General features: G+C 74.4%; 20 protein-coding genes. 11 read left to right on the forward strand and 9 right to left on the reverse strand.

The window, feature by feature from the left end; genetic code table 11:
- Positions 1-357: 357 nt before the first annotated feature.
- Positions 358-996 (reverse strand): TIGR03085 family metal-binding protein, encoded by a 639-nt coding sequence (locus tag AB0G74_RS29220; RefSeq protein WP_361152148.1) that lies wholly within the window; start codon positions 994-996, stop codon positions 358-360.
- 109 nt (positions 997-1,105) lie between these two features.
- Between AB0G74_RS29220 and hisI the strand changes: the two genes are divergently transcribed.
- The 10 genes from hisI to lgt all read left to right on the forward strand — a co-directional run bounded on the left by hisI (position 1,106) and on the right by lgt (position 10,673).
- On the forward strand, positions 1,106-1,471 hold the full coding sequence (gene hisI, locus AB0G74_RS29225) for a phosphoribosyl-AMP cyclohydrolase (protein ID WP_358823736.1): 366 nt from the start codon (positions 1,106-1,108) through the stop codon (positions 1,469-1,471).
- A gap of 17 nt (positions 1,472-1,488) precedes the next feature.
- Positions 1,489-3,018 carry an anthranilate synthase component I gene (locus tag AB0G74_RS29230; RefSeq protein WP_361152214.1) on the forward strand — a complete coding sequence of 510 codons (1,530 nt, stop codon included), beginning with the start codon at positions 1,489-1,491 and terminating at the stop codon, positions 3,016-3,018.
- A 62-nt stretch (positions 3,019-3,080) separates the two neighbouring features.
- On the forward strand, positions 3,081-3,794 hold the full coding sequence (locus tag AB0G74_RS29235; RefSeq protein WP_361152152.1) for a TIGR02234 family membrane protein: 714 nt from the start codon (positions 3,081-3,083) through the stop codon (positions 3,792-3,794).
- A gap of 154 nt (positions 3,795-3,948) precedes the next feature.
- Complete coding sequence (locus AB0G74_RS29240) at positions 3,949-4,221, forward strand: HGxxPAAW family protein (RefSeq protein WP_361152155.1); 273 nt, start codon at positions 3,949-3,951, stop codon at positions 4,219-4,221.
- Between the two features lie 434 nt (positions 4,222-4,655).
- Complete coding sequence (locus AB0G74_RS29245; protein ID WP_361152217.1) at positions 4,656-5,057, forward strand: DUF2752 domain-containing protein; 402 nt, start codon at positions 4,656-4,658, stop codon at positions 5,055-5,057.
- 148 nt (positions 5,058-5,205) lie between these two features.
- Positions 5,206-6,015, forward strand: a complete 810-nt coding sequence (trpC, locus tag AB0G74_RS29250; RefSeq protein WP_361152157.1) for an indole-3-glycerol phosphate synthase TrpC — start codon at positions 5,206-5,208, stop codon at positions 6,013-6,015.
- 398 nt (positions 6,016-6,413) lie between these two features.
- Positions 6,414-7,673 (forward strand): tryptophan synthase subunit beta, encoded by a 1,260-nt coding sequence (gene trpB, locus AB0G74_RS29255; RefSeq protein WP_361152159.1) that lies wholly within the window; start codon positions 6,414-6,416, stop codon positions 7,671-7,673.
- On the forward strand, positions 7,670-8,500 hold the full coding sequence (gene trpA, locus AB0G74_RS29260; RefSeq protein ID WP_361152163.1) for a tryptophan synthase subunit alpha: 831 nt from the start codon (positions 7,670-7,672) through the stop codon (positions 8,498-8,500). The genes trpB and trpA overlap by 4 nt, the downstream gene beginning before the upstream one ends.
- Positions 8,501-8,609: 109 nt before the next feature.
- On the forward strand, positions 8,610-9,497 hold the full coding sequence (locus tag AB0G74_RS29265; protein ID WP_361152166.1) for a thioredoxin domain-containing protein: 888 nt from the start codon (positions 8,610-8,612) through the stop codon (positions 9,495-9,497).
- A gap of 186 nt (positions 9,498-9,683) precedes the next feature.
- On the forward strand, positions 9,684-10,673 hold the full coding sequence (gene lgt, locus AB0G74_RS29270) for a prolipoprotein diacylglyceryl transferase (protein WP_361152169.1): 990 nt from the start codon (positions 9,684-9,686) through the stop codon (positions 10,671-10,673).
- A 93-nt stretch (positions 10,674-10,766) separates the two neighbouring features.
- On the opposite strand, the gene AB0G74_RS29275 is transcribed toward lgt, so the two are convergent.
- The 8 genes from AB0G74_RS29275 to AB0G74_RS29310 form a co-directional block, all read right to left on the reverse strand.
- Entirely contained in the window at positions 10,767-12,092 is a 1,326-nt protein-coding gene (locus tag AB0G74_RS29275; protein WP_361152172.1) for a glutaminase, read from the reverse strand.
- A gap of 186 nt (positions 12,093-12,278) precedes the next feature.
- Positions 12,279-13,091 (reverse strand): CoA ester lyase, encoded by an 813-nt coding sequence (locus AB0G74_RS29280; protein WP_361152175.1) that lies wholly within the window; start codon positions 13,089-13,091, stop codon positions 12,279-12,281.
- Positions 13,088-14,353, reverse strand: a complete 1,266-nt coding sequence (locus AB0G74_RS29285; RefSeq protein WP_361152178.1) for a CoA transferase — start codon at positions 14,351-14,353, stop codon at positions 13,088-13,090. Before AB0G74_RS29285 ends, AB0G74_RS29280 begins: the two co-directional genes overlap by 4 nt.
- A complete protein-coding gene (gene rbsK / locus AB0G74_RS29290) occupies positions 14,350-15,357 on the reverse strand; it encodes a ribokinase (RefSeq protein WP_361152181.1) in 1,008 nt (335 codons plus the stop codon). Before rbsK ends, AB0G74_RS29285 begins: the two co-directional genes overlap by 4 nt.
- Positions 15,354-17,099, reverse strand: a complete 1,746-nt coding sequence (locus tag AB0G74_RS29295; protein WP_361152184.1) for an ADP-ribosylglycohydrolase family protein — start codon at positions 17,097-17,099, stop codon at positions 15,354-15,356. The genes rbsK and AB0G74_RS29295 overlap by 4 nt, the downstream gene beginning before the upstream one ends.
- 40 nt (positions 17,100-17,139) lie before the next feature.
- Positions 17,140-18,309, reverse strand: coding sequence for an ADP-ribosylglycohydrolase family protein (locus AB0G74_RS29300; protein WP_361152187.1), 1,170 nt, complete (start codon positions 18,307-18,309; stop codon positions 17,140-17,142).
- Positions 18,233-19,495, reverse strand: coding sequence for an ADP-ribosylglycohydrolase family protein (locus AB0G74_RS29305; RefSeq protein WP_361152220.1), 1,263 nt, complete (start codon positions 19,493-19,495; stop codon positions 18,233-18,235). Before AB0G74_RS29305 ends, AB0G74_RS29300 begins: the two co-directional genes overlap by 77 nt.
- A gap of 389 nt (positions 19,496-19,884) precedes the next feature.
- Positions 19,885-21,117 carry an ADP-ribosylglycohydrolase family protein gene (locus AB0G74_RS29310; protein ID WP_361152190.1) on the reverse strand — a complete coding sequence of 411 codons (1,233 nt, stop codon included), beginning with the start codon at positions 21,115-21,117 and terminating at the stop codon, positions 19,885-19,887.
- Positions 21,118-21,465: 348 nt separating this feature from the next.
- On the opposite strand from AB0G74_RS29310, the gene AB0G74_RS29315 reads away from it, so the two are divergent.
- On the forward strand, positions 21,466-22,194 hold the full coding sequence (locus AB0G74_RS29315; protein ID WP_361152193.1) for a VIT1/CCC1 transporter family protein: 729 nt from the start codon (positions 21,466-21,468) through the stop codon (positions 22,192-22,194).
- The last annotated feature ends 16 nt before the right edge of the window (positions 22,195-22,210 follow it).

Here is a 22,210-nt window from a genome sequence, read left to right on the forward strand (position 1 = left end):
TGTCGCGCAGTTCCTCCCCCTATGCCTTCGGCACTGGGGGGACCCCCAACCTACGCCTTCGGCACTGGGGGGACCCCCAGCGCCTTGGCCCCCCGGCTGAGGCCCACAACCCCGGGTCCCGCCCGGCGACCTGCCGTTGTTCGCGGTCCGCACCACCGTCGTGGCTGGTCGCGCAGTTCCCCGCGCCCCTAAATGCTCTCCCCGACCCGGTCCTGGAAAGGGCTCCGCCCCTTATGGGAGCGGGTTCCCTTTGCGAGAGCGTTCAGGAGGGCAACCAGGGGCTCGGGGAACTGCGAGACCAGCCACGCACGGTCCGCAGGCCGCGTACAACAGCAGGTCGCCGGGCCGGCCCGGGTGCTACATGGAGAGGCCCAAGCGGGAGCCGCGGACTTTTTCCACCGCCTCCGGGTCGCCCGTCAGGTCGACCTGTGCCACCGACTGCCGCCCGAAGACGAACATCGTCAGCTCGCCGGGAGTGCCGGTGACGGTGACCACCGGGGCGCCCCGGTGGGCGACCACCGTCTGCCCGTCGGGGCGGCGCAGCACCAGGCCCGCCGGGGACTTGCGGCCCAGCAGGCGGGCCGCCTTCTCCAGCCGTACCCACAGCGCGTCCTCGAAGACCCGGTCCAGCGGTCGGGCCGTCCAGTCGGGCTGGGCCCGGCGGACGTCCTCGGAGTGGATGTAGAACTCGACCGTGTTCGCGGCCTCGTCCAACTGCTTGATCCCCAGCGGGGACATCCTCGGCGGGCCCGTCCGGATCAGCTGGATCAGTTCCTCGTACGGCTTCGCCGCGAACTCCGCCTGGACCCGTTCCAGCCTGCTCTTCAGAGGGCCGATCAGAATGCCGCCCGCCGCGTCCGGGCGACGCTCCCGGACCACGACATGGGCGGCCAGATCACGGGTCCGCCACCCGTCGCACAAGGTCGGGGCGTCCGGGCCGACGCCTTCGAGGAGATCGGCGAGCAGGAGTCGTTCACGCTTGGCATGGGTCGACATGTCCGCCAGCGTACGGCGGGGGCGGCACCGGCGCCCAGTGGGGGAGCCCGCCGGGTCCGGCCTGTGGACAACCGGCGGACCGGTCCGCCGGGCACGGCACAATGGCGGCATGACCAGCAGTGGCACCACAGGCCCCCTCGATCCGGCCGTCGCCGGGCGTCTCAAGCGCACCGCCGACGGGCTCGTCCCCGCCATCGCTCAGCAGTACGACACCGGTGAGGTGCTGATGCTGGGCTGGATGGACGACGAGGCGCTGCACCGCACCCTCACCACGGGCCGTGCCACGTACTGGTCCCGCAGCCGCGGGGAGTACTGGGTCAAGGGCGACACCTCCGGCCATGTCCAGCACGTGAAGTCGGTCGCCCTCGACTGCGACGGCGACACCGTGCTCGTCAAGGTCGACCAGGTCGGCGCCGCCTGTCACACCGGCGACCGGACCTGCTTCGACGCCGACGTCCTCCCGCTCGGCGAGTAGGGTCGCCCGCCATGACCATGGACCTCTCCACTTTTCGTGCCCTGGCCGCCGACCGCCGGGTCATCCCCGTCTCGCGTCGGCTGCTCGCCGACGGCGACACCCCCGTCGCGCTCTACCGCAAGCTCGCCGACGAACGCCCCGGCACCTTCCTCCTGGAATCCGCCGAGAACGGCCGGTCATGGTCGCGTTACTCGTTCGTCGGCGTCCGCAGCGACAGCACCCTGACGGAGCGCGACGGCCGGGCTCATTGGATCGGCACCCCACCGGTCGGTGTCCCCGGGGAGGGTGATCCGCTCGCCGTCCTGCGGGCCACCGTCGAGACCCTGCACACCCCGCCGCACGACCTGGGCGACGGACTGCCGCCGTTCACCGGCGGCATGGTCGGCTATCTGGGATACGACATCGTGCGCCGCCTGGAGAAGATCGGCCCCGGCGACCGGGACGATCTGCGGCTGCCTGAGCTGACCATGCTGCTCACCTCCGATCTCGCGGTCCTCGACCACTGGGACGGCACGGTCCTGCTGATCGCCAACGCCATCAACCACAACGACCTCGACACCGGCGTGGACGAGGCGTACGCGGACGCCGTCGCCCGGCTCGACGCCATGGAGCGCGACCTGGCCCGGCCGCTCGCCTCCTCGCCGGTCGCGCTGCCGCCGTCCGAGCTGCCCGAGTTCACCGCGCTCTGGGGCGGCGAGCAGTACCGCAAGGCCGTCGACGACATCAAGGAGCGGATCCGCGCGGGCGAGGCGTTCCAGGTGGTGCCGTCGCAGCGGTTCGAGACTCCCTGTACGGCGAGCGCCCTCGACGTCTACCGGGTGCTGCGGGCCACGAACCCGAGCCCGTACATGTATCTGATCCGGTTCCCCGACGCGGACGGCGGCTCCGCGTTCGACGTGGTGGGCTCCAGCCCGGAGGCCCTGGTGAAGGTCGCGGACGGGCAGGCCCTGCTGCACCCCATCGCGGGTACCCGGCCGCGCGGCGCGACCCCGCAGGAGGACCACGACCTGGCCGAGGAGCTGCTGGCCGACCCCAAGGAGCGGGCCGAGCATCTGATGCTGGTCGACCTCGGCCGCAACGACCTGGGCCGGGTCTGCGAACCGGGCTCCGTCGAGGTCGTCGACTTCATGTCCGTCGAGCGGTACTCGCATGTGATGCACATCGTCTCGACCGTGACCGGCAAGGTCGCGGACGGGCGGACCGCCTTCGACGTGCTGACCGCCTGCTTCCCGGCCGGGACGCTCTCCGGCGCGCCCAAGCCCCGGGCCATGCAGATCATCGACGAGCTGGAACCGTCCAGGCGCGGCCTGTACGGCGGCTGTGTCGGCTATCTCGACTTCGCCGGGGACTCCGACACCGCGATCGCCATCCGGACCGCCCTGCTGCGGGACGGAACGGCGTTCGTGCAGGCCGGGGCCGGGGTCGTGGCGGACTCCGATCCGGTCGCCGAGGACATCGAGTGCCGCAACAAGGCGGCGGCGGTGCTCCGGGCCGTCCACACCGCCAACCGCATGGCGGGGACCGGGACATCGGACCAGGCCCCGTAACGGGAGGGTGCGGCCGGGGCGCCCCAGGGGGGCTTGCCGGTCCCGCCGGGGCATGAGGGATAGTGGGGTGCGTGAGCGCTGTTCCCGTACCCCAGCCCCGTGCCGGTGCCCAGGCCGGTGCCGCCGCGTCGGCCGCCGGTGCCGCCACGGGCCGCCGGACCCTCGCCGCCGCCCTGCTCCTCGGTGCCGCCGGAGCGACCGTCGCGCTGCTCGCGTCCGGTCGTACCTGGGCCGAGGGCACGGCCCAGGCCCCCGGCGGAGCCCTGTCGCTGAGCGCCGAGGGCGGTGACATCACCGGGGTGCCCAGCGCCCTCGCCGTGGTCGGTCTCGCCGCTCTCGTCGCGGTCTTCGCCGTCCGCGGCAAGGGCCGGAAGACCGTCTCCGCCCTGCTGACCCTCAGCGGCGCGGGCGCGGCCGTCGCCGCCTTCCTCGGGGCCTCCGACCGCGCCGCCCTCGACGAGAAGGCGGCCGAGACCACCGGCGACACCGCGGCCGTGATCGGCTCCCTCAGCCACACCCCGTGGCCGTACGTCACCGCCGCCGCCGGAGTGCTGATCATGGCCGCCGGGGTGCTCGCCCTGCGCTACGGCACGCTCTGGCCCGCGATGTCGGGCCGGTACGAGCGCCCCGGCGCCGCCGCCCGGCGGGCTCCCGCGGTCGACCCCGACCGTCCCGAGGACCTCTGGAAGGCCCTGGACCGGGGCGAGGACCCGACCGACGGGGACGGCGGGCCGGACGCCCCGCACGGTCCGGAGGCACCGCGCGGCGGAGCGTGATGTCAGACCGGTCACCCTGCCGTCCGGGTGGACCGGGAGTACGGGACAATGGGATGCGAGCCCCCCGGCTCACACCCCCTGGGCGCGTCGGACCGCCGCCGCGTTCGCCTCATTCGCGCGCCGCGCGCACTCACAGCAACAAGGGAGTCATTACATGTCGGGCCACGACCACGGACACACCCCGGCCGCCTGGACCGGTTCCACCATCTCGTTCATCGGCTTCTGTGTCGCCGGTGTCTTCATGGTCGCCGCCAGCCCGGCCGGCTTCTGGCTCGGCATGGTGATCGTCGTCCTCGGCGGAGTGGTGGGCATGGGTATGCGGGCCGCGGGCCTCGGCGCGCGCGGTGAGAGCGCCGAGCGCAAGAACGCCCGTGAGCAGGCCGGCCGGGTCGTGGCCGAGCGTGTCGCCGCCCGCGGCGGCGCCTGATCACGACCCACGGACCGGCCCCGCGAGGGGTGACGGTGCCACGACGCGAGGCGCAGACCGGCGGGGCCGGGCTGCGCCTTTCCGTATCTCCGGGGGAGAATCGCACGGTGGACGCCACGACACCGCCCGCCGTACCCGCATCCGAGCCTCCGCCCGGCCCGCCCCCGGCCCCGGCGCCCGGAGATCCGGCCCCGACCGCCGGGCGGGTACGGGCCCCCGCCGCTCCGGCCGGGTCCGGTCCCGCGGCGCCGCCGGGGCCCCCGGCCGCCGACGGCACCGTACGGTCCGCCGCGCCGGATCCCGGGGATACCACCCCCGGCGGCGCGCGCCCCGGTCCCGAGGGCCCCCTGAGCGCCCCTGGGCGCCCCGGAGCCGCCCCCGAGTGGTTCCGGCCCTCCGGGGACCCCCGAACCCTTCCGGCGCCCACCCCGCCCCTGTGGCGGCGGCTCGCCGCCCCCCTGGGGACGATCGCCGCCGTCGGCGCCGCCTTCGCCTACGTCGGGACCGTGGACCCCAACGAACCCGGCCACTACCCGACCTGTCCCCTGCTCCGCTTCACCGGCATCTACTGCCCCGGCTGCGGCGGGCTCCGCAGCGCGCACGCCTTCGTCCACGGCGATCTCGGCACCGCTTTCGGCGCCAACGCCCTCGCCGTCGTCGGCTACGGAGTCTTCTTCGCGCTCTGGGTCCTGTGGACGGTCCGGGCCGTCCGGGGTGTCCCCGGGGCGACCTGGCGGATCGCCGTACGGCCCTTCTGGTGGTGGGTGACGGGCGCCGTCGTGCTGGTTTTCAGCGTGCTGCGGAATCTGCCCCTCGGCTCCGCCATCGCCCCCTGAACCCACTTTTACGCGGCTCCCGGGCACCCCGCGCGGTCCCAGCCCGTGGGACGGGCCTCGACCGGATGCGGGGCGGGCCGCGCGCTGCGGATACCATCGAGATGAACGATGCTGATCAGCATGACCGTCCCGGAAGGGGGCCCCTCGCGTGAGTGTGCTCGACGAGATCATCGAAGGCGTGCGCGCCGACCTCGCGGAGCGGCAGGCGCGGGTCGGCCTCGACGAGCTCAAGGAGCGCGCCGCCCAGGCCCCGGCCGCCAAGGACGGCGCCGCCGCGCTCCGCGGTGAGGGCGTCCGGGTCATCTGCGAGGTCAAGCGGTCCAGCCCCTCCAAGGGCGCCCTGGCCGCGATCGCCGACCCCGCCGGGCTCGCCGCCGACTACGAGGCGGGCGGCGCCGCCGCCATCTCCGTCCTCACCGAGCAGCGCCGCTTCGGCGGCTCCCTCGCCGATCTGGAGTCCGTCCGGGCCCGGGTCGACGTCCCCGTGCTGCGCAAGGACTTCATCGTCACCGCGTACCAGCTGTGGGAGGCCCGGGCGTACGGCGCCGATCTGGCGCTGCTGATCGTCGCCGCCCTGGAGCAGGAGGCGCTGGTCTCCCTGATCGAGCGCGCGGAGTCGATCGGGCTGACCCCGCTGGTCGAGGTGCACGACGAGGACGAGACCGAGCGTGCCCTGGCCGCCGGTGCCCGTGTCATCGGCGTCAACGCCCGCAATCTGAAGACCCTGGAGGTGGACCGCTCCACCTTCGAGCGGGTCGCCCCCGAGATCCCGGCCCATGTCGTCAAGATCGCCGAGTCCGGGGTCCGCGGTCCGCACGATCTGATCGCCTACGCCAACGCGGGCGCCGACGCCGTCCTGGTCGGCGAGTCCCTGGTGACCGGCCGTGACCCCAGGACCGCCGTCGCCGATCTGGTCGCCGCTGGCGCCCACCCGGCGCTGCGGCACGGGCGGGGCTGACCCCGTCGTGCCCGGCACCGTCCGCCGCCCGCGCCCGGCCACCGGGGTGGTGTCCGCGCGTCTCGCGCGCGGCTGCCGTCCCCGTGGCTGCCGCGCCCCGGCGCGACGGGTGCACGGACGCCGGGTGCGGTATGTGATCGGTTCCGAGCCGGGCCAGGTCAACGGGATGCGATGGCCCCGCGGCCGGGCCAGCCGCTGACCCCTTCGCCGACGCCCGCGCGGTACGACCGCGGGCCCGGGTGACCGGAGCGTTCCGGTTACCCGTGGCTCGGTGTACCCGTACGGCCGCCCGTACCGCGGTGGCCGGGCACCCGGCCGGGGCACGCGTACGCCCTCCCGAACGACGATCAGATCCGCACACCAGGCTGGGGGCCGCGGGCCCCCGAGGAGTACGCCGGATGACCTCTTCCGCTTCCGCAGAATCCTTTGACTTCTTCGTCCCCGACCCGGAGGGGCAGGTCCCGAACGCCGCGGGCTACTTCGGCGCCTTCGGCGGCAAGTTCATTCCCGAGGCCCTCGTCGCCGCCGTCGACGAGGTCGCCGTCGAGTACGACAAGGCCAAGGCCGACCCCGCCTTCACGGCCGAGCTGACCGACCTGCTGGTCAACTACACGGGCCGGCCCAGCGCCCTGACCGAGGTGTCCCGGTTCGCCGAGCACGCCGGAGGCGCCCGGATCTTCCTCAAGCGGGAAGACCTCAACCACACCGGCTCGCACAAGATCAACAACGTGCTGGGGCAGGCCCTGCTCACCCGCCGGATGGGCAAGACCAGGGTCATCGCCGAGACCGGCGCCGGACAGCACGGGGTGGCCACCGCCACCGCCTGCGCCCTGTTCGGCCTGGAATGCACCATCTACATGGGCGAGATCGACACCCGGCGGCAGGCGCTGAACGTCGCCCGGATGCGGATGCTCGGCGCCGAGGTCGTCCCCGTCGCCTCCGGCAGTCGCACCCTGAAGGACGCCATCAACGAGGCGTTCCGCGACTGGGTCGCCAATGTCGACAACACCCACTACCTCTTCGGCACGGTCGCCGGGCCCCACCCCTTCCCGGCCATGGTCCGCGACTTCCACCGGGTGATCGGCGTCGAGGCCCGCCGCCAGATCCTGGAGCGCGCCGGACGGCTGCCCGACGCCGCCGTCGCCTGCGTCGGCGGCGGATCCAACGCCATCGGCCTCTTCCACGCCTTCATCCCGGACACCGGGGTACGGCTGATCGGCTGCGAGGCCGCGGGCCACGGCGTCGACAGCGGGGAGCACGCCGCCACCCTCACCGTCGGCGAGCCGGGGATACTCCACGGCTCCCGTTCCTATGTCCTCCAGGACGACGAGGGCCAGATCACCGAGCCGTACTCGATCTCCGCCGGGCTCGACTACCCCGGCATCGGCCCCGAGCACGCCTATCTCAAGGACAGCGGCCGGGGCGAGTACCGCCCGGTCACCGACGCCGAGGCCATGGACGCGCTGCGGCTGCTCTCGCGTACCGAGGGCATCATTCCGGCCATAGAGTCCTCGCACGCCCTCGCCGGGGCGCTGGACGTCGGCCGCGAACTCGGTCCGGAGGGGCTGATCGTGGTCAATCTCTCCGGCCGCGGCGACAAGGACATGGACACCGCCGCCCGCTACTTCGGGCTGTACGACGGGGAGGACGCGAAGTGACCGGGAACGTGACCCTGCTGGACGAGACGCTGGCCGCGGCGAAGGCCGAGGGCCGGGCCGCGCTGGTCGCCTATCTCCCGGCCGGATTCCCCACCGTCGACGGCGGGATCGCCGCCGCCACGGCGGCGCTCGAAGGCGGCGCGGACATCGTCGAGATCGGGCTGCCGCACAGCGACCCGGTCCTGGACGGGCCGGTGATCCAGACCGCCGACGACATCGCCCTGCGCGGCGGCGTACGGATCGCCGACGTCCTGCGCACGGTCCGCGAGACCCACGCCGCCACCGGCAAGCCCGTCCTGGTGATGACGTACTGGAACCCGGTCGACCGCTACGGCGTCGAGCGGTTCACCGCCGAACTCGCGGCGGCGGGCGGCGCGGGCTGCATCCTGCCCGACCTGCCCGTCGAGGAGTCGGCGCTCTGGCGGGAGCACGCCGCCAAGCACGGCCTCGCCACGGTCTTCGTCCTCGCCCCCAGCAGCCGGGACGACCGGATCGCGACCATCACCGAGGCCGGATCCGGCTTCGTCTACGCCGCGTCCCTGATGGGCGTCACCGGAACCCGCGAGTCCGTCGGGGCGCAGGCGGAGGATCTGGTACGGCGCGTCCGCGCCAAGACCGAGCTGCCCGTCTGCGTCGGCATCGGGGTCTCCACCGCCGCCCACGCCGAGCAGGTCGCCGCCTTCGCGGACGGGGTGATCGTGGGCTCCGCCTTCGTCAAGCGGCTCCTCGACGCCCCCGACACCGAGGCCGGACTCACGGCCGTCCGCGAGCTGGCCGCCGAACTGGCCGCCGGGGCGCGCGCGGGCGCGCGGGCGGCCCGGACCTGAGCCCGCGCCCGGCTTCCGTACGCCGGGCCCGGGTTTCGTACGGATAGCTCGTACGGGTGGATCTGGACCGGGGAGGCGCGGGTGCGCCTCCCCGGTTCGTTTGCCGGGTGTGAACGAGAAGAACGACAAGAGCGCCAGGAACACGGCGGGTGGCGGGCGGCAGCGGTCCGCGCGCGAGCGGATCGAGCGGGAACACGCGCTGGAACGGGCCCGCGAACGGCGGCGGCGGACCCTGATCGTCTCCTCGGCCGTGGTCGGCGTCCTCGGCCTGGCGGCCGTGGTCGGGGTGATCGCGGCCAACGCGGACAAGGGGGGCGGCGGCAGCGACGGCAGCTCCACCGCGGGCCCGCTGCTGGCGCCCGCGGGCGCCGAGGGCAAGGGACGGCTGGCGATCCCCGTGGGCGCCGCCGACGCGCCCTCGACGCTCACCGTCTGGGAGGACTTCCGCTGCCCCGTCTGCGCCCAGTACGAGAACGTGATGCGGAAGGCCATCCACGACCTGGAGAACTCCGGTCAGCTGAAGGTCGAATACCACTTCGCCACCATCATCGACGGGAACATGGGCGGCAGCGGCTCGCTCCGCGCCGCCAACGCGGTGGCCTGCGCCCAGGACCTCGGCAAATTCGCCCCGTACCACGATGTGCTCTACCAGAACCAGCCGCCGGAGCCGGACGACAAGTTCGCCGACAACGACTATCTGATCGAGCTGGGGGGCAAGGTCGAGGGGCTCGACACGCCCGAGTTCCGCAGCTGTGTCAAGGACGGCCGGCACGACTCGTGGGTCGCCAAGTCGAACAAGGCGTTCGCGGAGGGCGGGTTCAGGGGGACGCCGACCGTCCTGCTCAACGGGGAGTCGATCTTCCCGGAGAAGGGCGGGAAGCAGATCTCCCCGGAGAATCTGACGAAGTGGGTCGAGGCGGCGAACAAGGGCAAGAAGCCGGGAACGGTGCCGCCTGCTTCATCCGACTCCTCACGTTCGGCGGAAGTAGGGTCGTAAGTCCGGTTCCGTCAATCTCGCGGGGCTCCCGGTGACACTCCCGTCACCGGGAGCGGGCGGGCCGTCCGGGCCCGTCCCGGCGGTCTCCCGTACGGCCGCGGACGGCGGGGAGGGCCATGAGTTATTCAGACGTTGTCCCGGCCGCTTGCCGGTTCCACTGCTAAGCAGGGTAGCGTCGGACCCGTCATGGACCTTGCCTACATTCCGAGCCCGTCCTCCGGAGCGATCCACCTGGGACCGCTGCCGCTGCGCGGCTACGCACTCTGCATCATTCTCGGTGTCTTCGTGGCCGTCTGGTACGGCAACAAGCGCTGGATCGCCCGCGGCGGCACGGCCGGGACCGTGGCCGACATCGCCGTCTGGGCCGTGCCCTTCGGCCTGGTCGGCGGCCGCCTCTACCATGTGATCACCGATTACCAGCTGTATTTCAGCGACGGTAAGAACTGGGTGGACGCCTTCAAGATCTGGGAGGGCGGGCTCGGTATCTGGGGCGCGATCTCCCTCGGCGCCGTCGGCGCCTGGATCGGCTGCCGCCGCCGGGGCATCCCGCTGCCCGCCTGGGCCGACGCCCTGGCGCCCGGGATCGCCTTCGCCCAGGCGATCGGCCGCTGGGGCAACTGGTTCAACCAGGAGCTGTACGGGAAGCCGACGGATCTGCCGTGGGCCCTGGAGATCTCCGAGGGGCCGAACCGGGTGGCGGGGACGTACCACCCGACCTTCCTCTACGAGTCGCTCTGGTGCGTCGCCGTCGCGCTGCTGGTGATCTGGGCCGACCGGCGCTTCAAGCTGGGCCACGGCCGGGCCTTCGCGCTCTACGTCGCCGGATACTGCGCGGGCCGCGCGTGGATCGAGTACCTCCGGGTCGACGAGGCGCACGAGGTCCTCGGGCTCCGGCTCAACGTCTGGACGGCGCTGATCGTCTTCGTGCTCGCGGTGGTCTACATCGTGGTCTCGGCGCGGCTGCGGCCGGGCCGGGAGGAAATTGTCGAGCCGGGTGCGCCGGGTGCCGGGGACGGGACCGCCGCCGACGGCGACGGGTCGGCCGACTCCGGTACGGACGCCGCTTCCGGTGACGGCGCGGCCGACGACGAGGACGGTGCCGGGGGCGGTGCCGGGGACGGCAAGTCCGGGACCGGTAACCGGGGCGCGGCGGCGGAGGCCGGAACGCAGCCCTAAGGTTTCCGACCGGGTCCGAGCGCGGCGAAGACCTCCGGTGTGGTGGGAGCTTTCCGGTAACCCACCGCATCGGAGGTCTTCGCCGTCTATGCGTTACGCCCCGTATGTCCGGGCTCGGCTCCGGCCCGGGTCCGCCGTGTGCGGTGAGGGCAGGGCCTGTTCCACGGTGTCGACGACGGTGACCCGGCCCCCGTCCCCGGGGTCGGGATCCGGCATGATCGATTCCGGGTCGACGAGATAGACCTCGTGGCCGTCGAGCGTCAGCCTGCGGGTGACCTCCAGGATCATGCGCCGGGCCACGTCGTCGATCGCGTAGACCATCGTGAGGTCCACGGCCACCCGGGTCTCCGGGGGCTCCGATTCGACGGCCTCGTGAACGACTCTCTCGGCGCCCGCGAAGCCGATCCCTCCTTGCAACTGGAAGACCCGTACCGCGTCCGGACCGCTTCCCACGACATGGTTGGCGCGCACGACCGCGCGTGCGGCGGGCGGGACTCCCATCAGATGCAGACCCATGTCGGAGGAGAACCGTTCGAAGAGGCACACTCCGCGCACGCTGTTCCCGTGGGGATCCAGCCGTGGCGAGAACGTGGCGATGCCGATCTGGCCGGGGAGCGCGCCGATGAGCCCCCCGGCCACGCCGCTCTTCGCGGGGATGCCGACCTGGGTCGCCCAGTCACCGGCCGCGTCGTACATTCCGCAGGTGAACATGACGCTCAGTACCTGACGCACCACCGGTTCGGGGATCACCCGCTCACCCGAGAGGGGATTCACCCCACGGTTGGCCAGCGTCGCGGCCATCATGGCCAGATCGCGCGCGGTGACGAGAACAGAGCACTGGCGGGTGTAGCCGTCGACCACGGTTCGCGGGTCCTCGGTGAGGATGCCGTGGCTGCGGAGCATGTGGGCGATGGCGAGGTTGCGGTGCGCGTGCTCCATCTCCGATACGCACACCGCCTCGTCCGGCCGCAGCCGACGGCCCGCGAAGGCCGAGAGGCCGTCGATCACACGTTCGGTCCGCGCCGCCGGGGTCAGGCCCTCCGGCCCGGCCAGCGAGTGTGTGGTGATCGCACCGGCGTTGATCATGGGGTTGAGCGGGCGTCCCGTCCCGCTTTCGAGGGAGACCTCGTTGAACGCCTCGCCCGACGGCTCGACACCGACTCTGGCGAGGACGGCGTCGAATCCCCGGTCGGAGAGCGCCAGGGCGTACGCGAACGGCTTGGAGATCGATTGGATGGTGAATTCGGTATCGATGTCACCGGCGCCGTAGACCGCCCCCTGAACCGTGGCGAAGACCGCGCCGAGGCGCTCGGGATCCGCTGCCGCGAGTTCGGGGATGTAGTCGGCCAGTTCGCCGGAGGTCAGTGAGGCGGCGCTCTTGAGCGCCTCGGCCAGATAGTCGGGAATGACCGACCGCATTCGGTCCTCCTCTCACCGGACGCGCGGGCTTCGCGTGCCGGTATCGGGGCTGCCGCGGCGTCGCGCGCCGCGCGGGGGCTGGGTACGGGAACGGCGGGCGGGGCCGCGGGAGGGAGGCCGCCGGGGCGGGGGGTGTCCCGGCGGCCTCCCTCCTCTCCGGGTGCGCCCGTTGCCCCGCGGGGACGGTCAGGGGGCCACCCGCCGGGCGAGGGCGAGGGTGCGTTCGGCCGCCGCGACGATCGCCGCGTCCACGAACCGGCCGTCGGGCAGGGCCTGGGCGCCCCCGTCGGCCGCCGCCGCCTTCACCACGGCCACGGCCGCGGAGATCTCCTCGGGGGCGGGCCGGAAGGCCCGTTCGATGACGGGGAGCTGGCGGGGGTGGATGGCTGCCCGGCCCACGAAGCCGAGGGCCCGGCCGTGGGTGCAGGACGCGTAGAGGGCGTCCAGATCGCGGATGTCGGGGAAGACCGACTGGACGGGCGGGGCGAGCCCGGCGGCCCGGGCGGCGACCACGATCCGGGAGCGGGGCCAGTCCAGGGCCGTACCGCCGTCCCGTACGCCGAGGTCGGCCCGGAGGTCGGCCTCGCCGATCCCGATGCCGTGGACGGCGGGGTGGGCGCTGGCGATGGCGTAGGCGTGCTCGATGGCCAGGGCCGATTCCAGCAGCGGATAGAGGGGGACGCCGGGGGCGAGCCCGGCGACGGGGGGAATGTCAGTGCCGTGTGTCACCTTGGGAACACGGAGAGCGCTCAGACCGGGCAGGCCGGTCAGGGTCTCGATCTCTTCGGGCGAGCGGGGGGAGTTGATCCGGACGTGGACGGGCAGCGGCTGGGGTTCGGTGAGCAGTTCGGCGGTGGCGGCGAGGGCGTATTTCTTCCGCTCGGGGGCGACGGCGTCCTCCAGGTCGACGATCACCACATCGGCGCCGGAGCGGATGGCCTTGCCGACGACCTCGGGGCGGTCGCCGGGGGCGTAGAGATAGGTGAGGGGGATGGTCATACGGCACCCCGGGCGCGGAGCGCGGAGATATCGGCGGGGCCGAGACCCAGTTCGGTGAGGACGGCGTCGGTGTCGGCGCCGTGGGGGCGGCCGGGCCAGCGGATCGCGCCGGGGGTCTCCGAGAGCCGGAAGAGGACGTTCTGCATCCGGATGGTGCCCAGTTCGGGGTCCTCGACCTCGGTGACGGTGTCCAGCGCGCGGTACTGGGGGTCGTCCATCACGTCCCGGACGTCGTAGACGGGGGCGATCGCGGCCTCGGCTTTCTCGAAGGCGGCCAGGACCTCGGCGCGGGGGCGGCGGGCGATCCAGCCCCCGACGGCGGCGTCCAGTTCGTCGGCGTGCCCGGCGCGGCCGTTTCCGGAGGCGAACCACGGCTCGTCGATCAGCTCGGGGCGGCCGACCAGCCGCATCACCCGCTCCGCGACGGACTGGGCCGAGGTGGAGACGGCCACCCAGCTGTCGTCGGCGGTGCGGTAGGTGTTGCGGGGCGCGTTGTTGCGGGAGCGGTTGCCGCACCGGGGCTGGACATAGCCGAGCTGGTCGTACCAGAGGGGGCCCGGTCCGAGGACGGCGAGCATCGGTTCGATGATCGCCATATCGACGACCTGGCCGCGTCCGGAGGCGGTCCTTGCGGTGAGCGCCGTCATCACGGCATAGGCGGTGGCGAGGGCGGCGACGGAGTCGGCGAGACCGAAGGGGGGCAGGGTCGGCGGGCCGTCCGGTTCGCCGGTGGCGGCGGCGAACCCGCTCATCGCCTCGGCGAGGGTGCCGAAGCCGGGGCGGTGGGAGTAGGGGCCGAACTGGCCGAAGCCGGTGACCCGGGTGAGGACCAGCCGGGGGTTGGCCCGGCTCAGCTCGTCCCAGCCGAGGCCCCACCGCTCCAGGGTGCCGGGGCGGAAGTTCTCGATCACCACATCGGCGTCGGCGGCCAGCCGCAGCAGGGTGTCCCGGCCGTCGGGGGAGGAGAGGTCGAGGGTGACGGTCCGCTTGTTGCGGCCCAGCACCTTCCACCAGAGCCCCACCCCGTCCTTGGCGGGGCCGTGGCCCCGGGAGGGGTCGGGGCGGCGGGGGTGCTCGACCTTGATCACCTCGGCGCCGAAGTCGCCGAGCAGGGTGGCGGCCAGCGGACCGGCGAAGAGGGTGGCGAGATCGAGGACCCGCAGCCCGCGCAGGGCGGGTGCGGGTGCGGACGGCGGACGGGAAGAGGAGGGGAGGCCGGTGGAGTCCGGCGGGGCGGGTGAAGGGGCCGGGGGAGGCGTCATGAGGCGCTGCCGATCTCCGGGTCGGATTCGGATACGGGGCCGGACGGGGTCCCGGCGGACGCGGCCGGGGTTCCGGCCGACAGGGTCGCCAGGGAGCTGTCCGCGGGCGCGATGGTTGCGTAGGCGGTGTCGATCTCGGGGCGGTAGGGCATCGAGACCGACGCGCCCTCACGGCCGACGCAGATCGCCGCCGCGCAGGTCGCCCAGCGCAGGGCGGCCTCGACGGGACGGCCCTCGCCGAGGGCGACGGCGAGGGCGCCGGTGAAGGCGTCACCGGCGGCGGTGGTGTCCACGGCGGTCACCCGGGGCGCGGGGACGGTGAGCCGGGTGCCGTCCCGGTCGGCGTAGAGACAGCCCCGGGCACCCAGCGTGATCACCACCCGGGGGACCCGGCCGAGCAGGGCGTCGGCGGCGGCGTCCGGGTCGGTGAGCCCGGTCAGCAGGGTGGCCTCGTGCTCATTGGGGACCAGCAGATCGGTGGTGGCGAGCAGCGGGGGCGGCAGCGGCCGGGCGGGGGCGGGTGTGAGTACGGTCCGTACGCCGTGCCGGCGCGCGGTCCCGGCGGCCTCGACGACGGCGGAGAGGGGGAGTTCGAGTTGGAGGAGCAGGGTGTCGGCGGTGGCGATGAGCGCCTCGTCGCCGGGGCCGAGCGCCGTGACGGAGCCATTGGCGCCGGGGACGACGACGATCGCGTTGCCGCCCTCGTCGTCCACGACGACATGGGCGGTGCCGGAGGGGCCGTCCGCCGTGTGCAGCAGATCGGTGTCCACCCCGGACGCCTCCAGGGTGTGGCGCAGCCGGGGGCCGTAGGGGTCGGTACCGACGGCGCCGATCATCGCCACGGTGCCGCCCGCGCGGGCGGCGGCCACGGCCTGGTTGGCGCCCTTGCCGCCGGGGACCGTGCGGAACGCGCGGCCGGTGACGGTCTCGCCGCGCCGCGGGGCGCGGTCGACATAGGTGACGAGGTCCATATTGCTGCTGCCGAGTACCACGATGGCTGTCATGGGCGGAGCGCCTCCTGGTGGGTGAGCCGGGCGAGGGCGTCGAAGCCGATGCCGTCGAATCCGGTGACGGAGCTGGCGAGCCGGTTGCGCAGGGGCGCGGTCCAGCGGTCGGGCAGCCGGTCGGGGTGCCCGGCGAGCAGCCCGGCGACCGAGCCCGCGGTGGCGCCGTTGGAGTCGGTGTCCCAGCCGCCGGAGACGGCCCGGCAGATGGAGCCGGAGAAGTCGCCGTCGGCATGGGTGAGCGCGGCGGCGAGCAGGGCGGCGTTGGGGACGGAGTGGACCCAGTGGTAGTGGCCCAGCTCCCGGTGGAGCCGGTCCACGACGGTGTCGAAGTCGGCTTCCGCGCGGGCCGTGGCGATACCCAGCCGGACGGCCCGGGCCAGCCGCGAATCCGGTGGCACGACGGTCAGTCCGGTGGCCAGCGCCTGGTGGACGGTGACCGCGGACCCGGCCGGGCCGCTCGCGTGGTGCGCCGCGCCGCCCGGCTTCCCGCGGCCCGCCGGTACGCCGCCGACCGGTACGCCGCCCGCCGCGCGGGCGATCGTCGCCGCGATGAACATGGCGGCGTAGACACCGTTCCCGGTATGGCTGAGGACCGCGTCCCGGTGGGCCTGGGCCGCGGCGGCGCCCGGGTTGCCGGGGTGCGTCCAGCCGTGGACGTCCGCGCGGATGGCGGCGCCGATCCACTCCCGGAACGGATTGCGGTACCGGGCGGTGTACGGCGGCTCGATGCCGCAGAGCAGATTGCGGTAGGCGATCCGTTCGGCGGTGAACGTCCGGCCCGCAGGCAGTTCGTCCAGCCAGAGGGCGGCGACGTCCCGGGTGCGGAAGCCGCGGCCGTACCGGCGGAGCAGCAGCAGATTGAGCAGGGGGTAGTTGAGGTCGTCGTCCTCCGGCATGCCGTCGATGTTCTCGGCCAGCGACGTGGGCGCGGAGCGCCGGTTCCAGGGATGGGCCCGGGCCAGCTCCGGGGGCAGCCCGTCGGCGGTGAACCAGCTCCGCAGCGGCCAGTTCCCGGTGGCGGCGGCCAGCGCCCGGATCCCGGCGAGCGGCAGTTTCTCCACCGGCTTCCCCAGCAGACACCCGGCGGCCCGGCCGAGCCAGGCGGCGTGCAGGGCGTCCTCGTAGGCCGTCGCGGGGGCGGTGGCCGGGTCGTCGGGGCGGGCGTGGTCCGGTGCGGGGGCGCGCGTCGCGTCGGCGGCGGACCCGGGCCCGGGGGCGGGGCGGCCGGTTCGGGCCGCGTGGAGGGCGTCTTCGTACGGGCCCGGCCCCGGAGCCGACCCGGGTGCGGGGTGGGCGCGGTCGCGTCGGGGGCCGCCCGGCCGCAGGGCTTCGTCGGCGACGGCCGGTGCCGGGCCGGTCGTCCGGCCTCCGGGCGAGGCGGGCCAGTCGGGGCAGGCGGCCAGGACGGCGGCCAGATCGGTGGGCTCGCGGTCCTCGACGTCGCCGGTCAGGGCGGCGAGTTCGTCCAGCAGCCGCCCCGCGACGGACCGAGGCCGGGGTCCCGCGGGCGAGCCGGAGGCCCCGCCCGGCGGGGGAGCGGCCGTACCGCCCGCCGCCTCCCAGGCCGCGGCCACCGCCGCGACGGTCGCCGGGTCGCGCCCGTCCTCGACGGCCTGGCGGAGTTCATGGGCGACGAGGTCCTCGGGCTGTACCCAGGTGAGCCGGAGCGCGCCGGACCTGTCGGCGCGCGGCGGAGGGGGCGGGGTGCCGAGCTGTCCGGGCAGCGCCGTCGCGGTCATCGGCCTGCCTCCCGCCGCCCGGCGCCGGGCGGACCGGCGCTCACCGGGCCTCCTCCGTCAGCCGGGCGAACGCGGTCTCGTGCGCGCGGCGCCGGGCCGTGTCCCGGGCGAAGACCTCCCGGGCGACCGAGGCGAGGTCCCGGGCCGGGGCGTCCAGATCGAGCCGGCTGGCGTCGGCGACGGTCTTCGCCCAGTCGCGCGGTACGGCCGCCGAGCCGTGCAGCGCCCCGGCGATCGCGCCCGCCATGGTGGCGATGGAGTCGCAGTCCCGGCCGTAGTTGACCGACCCCAGGACCGTGCGCCGGTAGTCGCCGCCGCCGATCAGCAGCATGCCGAGGGCGATCGGCAGCTCCTCGATCGCGTGCAGCCGGGAGGGGCGGCGGGCACCGAGGCCGGGCGCCCGGTAGTCGGCGCCGACCGTGTCGAAGGGCGCGACCGCCGTCCGCAGCGGGGCGAGCGCCGGTTCGAAGTCCGTATGGCGGACGGCGACTTCGGCGACCGCCTCGATCGCCGCCCGGGTGCCGTCCTTGGCCAGCGCCAGCGCCGTGTCCACGACCGAGGCGGGGGTGGCGTCCGGTGCGCAGGCCGCCGCGACCGCCGCCGCGAAGACCCCGGCTGCCTCCCGTCCGTAGGACGACTGATGGGCGCCCGCCACATCGATCGCCTCGCGGTAAGCCGCCGCGGGGTCGGCCGCGTTGACCAGCCCGACGGGGGCCATGTACATGGCCGCGCCGCAGTTCACGATATTGCCGCCGCCCGCCTCGCGCGGGTCGACATGGCCGTAGTGGATCCGGGCCACCAGCCACTTCTCGGCGAGGAAGATCCGTTGCAGCGGCAGCGCCTCCGCCTCCAGTTCGGGGATCCAGCGGGGGGTCCCGAGCAGATCGGGCACCAGATGCTCGGCCACGGCGTAGGCGTCGAGATGGTCGCGTACGGCGGCGTACACCCGGATCAGGGCATGGGTCATCAGGGTGTCGTCGGTGACGTGCCCGTCGCCCTTGTGGTACGGCGCGACGGGGCGCGCGGTGCGCCATTCGGCACCGTGCCACGGTCCGACGATCCCCTGGACCCGGCCGCCGTGCCGTACGGCGATCTGCTCGGGTGTGTACCCCTCGACGGGGCCGCCCAGCGCGTCACCGACCGCCGCGCCCGTCAGCGCGCCCGCGATCCGGTCGTCGAGTCCGGGCGATGTGTGTGGTGTTGGCGTCATGTCGGAATTGTCCACCCGGGGCGGCCGGTTCCCCGGGTGTCAGCCGCTCGGCGAGTTCCACCAGATCCGTCCCCGCGAGCCGGGGCAGGGCGCAGCCCGCGAGGGTCCGGCACGCCTCGCGCCAGGACTCGGGCACGGCCCCGCCGCCGCCGAGCGCGCCGGTCAGGGCCCCGGCGAGGGCGGGCGCGGAGTCCGCCACCCGGGAGAGACAGGCCGCCGTCGGCACGGCCTCGGCGACCCGGCCGCGGGCCGCCGTCGCCACCGCCAGCGCCACCGGGACGGTCTCGGCCGCCGCGATGCCGTAGCTGTAGACATGGTCGACGATCTGATGCTCCAGCAGCGGTACGAGGGCGAACGCGGCGGCCTCGCCCGCCAGGGACCGGGCCAGCCGTACGGCGTGCCGGGCGTTGCGGCCGATCTCGGTGGAGCCGGGCAGCTGGTCGACGGCGGCGGCCACCGCGCCGTCCACGTCCGCTCCGCCGAGCGCCGCGGCGACCGCGGCGGCCATCGCCCGGGCGCCGTACACCCCGTCACCGTCCTGGGTGTACCGGGCGTCGAACTCGGCGAGGGCGGCGGCGGCGACCGGATCGCCGGGGTGGACGACCGCCAGCACGGCGGCCCGTACGCAGGCCGCGTCGTCGAAGTAGTGCGGATTGTCGTGGCCGGTCGCCGGGGGCCGCAGCCCGGTCGCCAGATTCCCCAGACCCGCCCGGACGGAGATCCGGGCCCGCAGCGGCAGTACCGCCGACTCGACCTCGGGCGCGCGGGCCGCCGCGGCGGCGACCTCGGCGGCGAGGGAGTTCCACGCCAGATCGACGGCCGCGCGCGGGCGGTGCTCCGGCGGCAGCGCCGCGAAGAGTTCCCCGGCCGCCGTCAGTACGGTCTCGGCCGCGAAGGCGGCCCACTCGGCGTCGTCGGACGGGCCCAGGCGGAGCGGCTCCGGCGGCTGGTTGAGCGCGATCGGGACGGGGAGGGTCGTGGTGGCGTTCTGCTCGGCGAAGGTGTCCAGCTCCCGGGTCAGCCGCCGGGTCCACTCGGGCATCCGGGCCGCCCGGTGCCGGGCGGCGGGCCATCCGGCGGCGTCCCCGGCGGCCAGCCCGAGCAGCAGCCCTTCCACGGCCCGCTCGGCGGGCCCGGACCGCGCCCCGCCACCGGTCCCGGCCGTCTCACCGGCGGCCGTACGGATCCGGGCGGCGGCACCGGCGCGGGTACGGGCCCGGGGCGAGAGCGCCGGGGCGCGGTGTCTCCGGGGCGCGCCGCCGCTCCCGTCCGGCGGATCCGGGGGGCGTACGGGGCTGCCGGCGCCGCTCTCCTCGTTCGTCCCCGTACCGGTACGGGGCTCGGACGCGCCCGGCGGCGGGTGAGGGGAGCTGTCCGGCGCGGCGCGATCCGGACGAAGGGCGTCCGCCCCGGGGAGGCGGACCGTTCCTGCGGCTGGGGCTGCGGCTGCCACTGCGGGCGGGGTCGGAGGTGGGGGAGCGCCGGTGTCGTCGGGCCGTACGCGGTTCACGGGCGGGTTCCCGGGCCCCGGTCCCGGACCGGCCGCCCGCGCCGGATCGTGCGGCGTACCGGCCGTCATGACGCCGCCCGGGGGCCGCGCCCCGACCGCGTACCGGAGAGCGCGCCGTCCGGGGCCGCCTCCCGTGCCCGATCCGGGTTCGCGTCCGGGGCCGCTTCGGGCGCCGCGTCCCGGGCCGTTCCCGTACCGGCCTCCTCGGTCGTTTCCGGCGGCCGTTCCCCGGGCGGCTCCGGCGACTCGTCGGGGACCAGCAGATCCGCGATGTCCAGGATGTGATGGCCCGCCATCGAGGGCAGACAACTGCCCCGGACCGGCCCGATCGCCGCCGCCCACTCCGGGGGGATCGCCGAGGCGCCCCGCACCGCACCGGCCAGCGCGCCCGCGACCGCCGCCGTCGTATCGGCGTCCCGGCCCATGTTGACCGCCGTGAGGACCGAGGTACGGAAGTCGCCCCGGGCCGCCGCGAACGCACCGAACGCCAGCCCCACCGCCTCCGGCGCCAGATCCGTCCACGGATATCCGCCGATCACCACCGAGGAGCGGACCGCCCGCTCCATCGTCAGGGTGTCCGGATAGGAGCGTTGCGCGGTGACCACCCCCCGACGCAGGGAGCGCGCCGTCCACGAGTCCATCGGGATCACCGACAGGGCCGCGCCGATCACCCCCGCCGGGCCCGCGCCCGCCATCGCTGCCGCGACGCCCGCCGCGACCGCCTGCCCGCCGAAGATGCCCTCGCCGTCATGGCTCACCGAACCGTCGATGGTCACCAGCCGGGCCGCCTCCAGCGGACGGCCCGCCGCGAAGACCCCGAACGGCGCCGCCCGCATGGCGAGCCCGTCGCTCCACGCGTGCCTGTGCTGGGCCGAGATCGGGGCGGCCAGCCCCCGGCGGAGATTCTCCAGTGTGCCCCGCTCGCTGAATCCGGCGCCGCGGAAGGGGCCCTCGTCGAGATCGGCGATCCAGTGGTGCCACGCCCGCTCGACATGGGCCACCGTCAGGGCCGAGCCGTGCCGGGCCAGCAGCAGCCCGGAGAAGATCGCGTACTCCGTGTCGTCCGTCCCCGCCGGGTCATGGGTCACGAAGCCCTCGATCCGGCCCCAGCGGCGGCGGATCTCGGACGGCCGCATGTTCTCCGCGGGCGCGCCCAGGGCGTCGCCCACCGCGAGCCCCAGCAGCGCGCCGCACGCCCGGTCGCGCAGGCCGGGGGCGGGAGCGGTGGCGGCCGGGTCCGCCGAGGACAGCGGCGCGCCGTCGAACGGATCGGCGGGATTGCATGCAACCAACTCCATGGGGCGGGCCCCTTTCGCGCGCGCGAGCCTGTCGTCTGCATCTGTGCCATACGCACACCGCCGACAGACCGAGAAACGCCGATAAAGAATGAGAAACGCCGCTGTTACCCGGAATGTCACCCTACGGAACTCAGGTAAGTATGGACTGCCTTGCTGGCGAGACCCTTACATCGCGCGTATTTTCGAGGGTGTTCGAGGGGGCGGAGCGGAAGGTTCCGTCGATGAGTGACGGGTCCGCCCGGCCATGCCCGGGGTACGGCCGACAGGCCGTCGCGCCCGGAATCCGGGGTCCGCGCGACACCGGGAGCCCCCGAGGGCACGGCACGGCGAGGCAAGGGGAGAAACAGAGTGGCCGTCATCGAATCCGTCGCGAGCCTGCACGAGGCGCACCGCGACAACCACACGCACCGCGACGTCAACGGCGGCTGGCTGCGCCCCGCCGTCTTCGGCGCGATGGACGGCCTGGTCTCCAATCTGGCGCTGATGACCGGAGTCGCGGGCGGCTCGGCCTCCCAGCAGACCATCGTCGTCACCGGGCTCGCCGGACTCGCCGCGGGCGCGTTCTCGATGGCCGCGGGCGAATACACCTCGGTCGCCTCCCAGCGGGAACTGGTCCTGGCGGAACTGGCCGTCGAGCGGCACGAGTTGCGCAAGCACCCGGACGACGAGCAGGCGGAGCTGGCGGCGCTCTACGTCTCCCGGGGCGTCGAGCCCGAACTGGCCCGGGAAGTCGCGGCCCAGCTCTCCCGCGACCCCGAGCAGGCCCTGGAGATCCACGCCCGGGAGGAGCTGGGGATCGACCCCGACGACCTTCCGTCGCCGACGGTCGCCGCGGTCTCGTCGTTCGGCGCCTTCGCGCTGGGCGCGCTGCTCCCGGTGCTGCCGTATCTGCTGGGCGCGAGCGCCCTGTGGCCCGCCGTACTGCTCGCCCTGGCCGGGCTCTTCGGCGCCGGTGCGCTCGTGGCACGTGTCACCGCCCGTAGCTGGTGGTTCAGCGGAGTGCGACAGCTCGCCCTGGGCGGCGGCGCGGCGGCGCTGACGTACGGGCTGGGACATGTGATCGGCGCGGCGGTCTGACGCGGAGCGGCGCCGC

The sequence above is a fragment of the Streptomyces sp. NPDC020875 genome (assembly GCF_040641415.1).
In the GTDB taxonomy this organism is placed as follows: domain Bacteria; phylum Actinomycetota; class Actinomycetes; order Streptomycetales; family Streptomycetaceae; genus Streptomyces.